Source organism: Priestia sp. P5_B4, assembly GCF_056400385.1.
Window position 1 is genome coordinate 1 of sequence record NZ_JBFULJ010001398.1, and the last position, 659, is coordinate 659.

1 protein-coding gene is annotated in these 659 nt (G+C 31.9%); it reads left to right on the forward strand.

Going from position 1 to position 659, the window contains the following annotated elements; genetic code table 11:
• Positions 1-436 (forward strand): DUF600 domain-containing protein (locus AC1DRF_RS31220; RefSeq protein ID WP_477742726.1); only part of this gene is annotated, 436 nt, incomplete at its 5' end.
• Positions 437-659 lie beyond the last annotated feature (223 nt).

A 659-nucleotide genomic window follows, 5' to 3' on the forward strand; every position in this document is an offset into this window, starting at 1 on the left:
GTTTAGTGAATTACAAGCTGATATGATATCTATATGTATGGAGTACGTTGAAGATAGAGCTGAGAAAGTATATGTTTATGCTTCACGTGAAGGAGGAGTTACCTCAAGTGACTTTTTTTATTTGATTAATGGTAAATACGTAGAACCCCATAAATTGAATGATGCTTTGGAAGAGGGGGAGGAAAGCTACGATACATCCGCAGCACGAAATTTTATGGTATTAGATATTTTAAATGAGGATATCGGGAAAATTAAAGTATTGTGTCAAGAGCATCAAAGAGATATGCCTACTGAGATGAAATTAATCTATGATGTAAGAAGCGGAAAATTTAAAGCTGAATACAAGTATAACTTAGTTTATACGCATGACGATATTAAAACAGCCAGTCATATTGCTGATGAGTGGTTTGAAGAAGTGAAAAATAATAAGCTTTAATTTAGTATTGATATGCGAGCTTAGTAGAATTCATTTTGGCTTGAATCGATAGATCATCATATTTGATATTCTTTTGAAATTTTTTGGTATATAACGACTATAAAAGTGCAAGTATCTCTGTAAAAATACGGATGGTGCTTGCATTTTTTATATGAGTATGAAATTGAGAAACAAATTAACTCAATCTATGKAAACCGGAAAAGGAATCTACGATATTGTTACC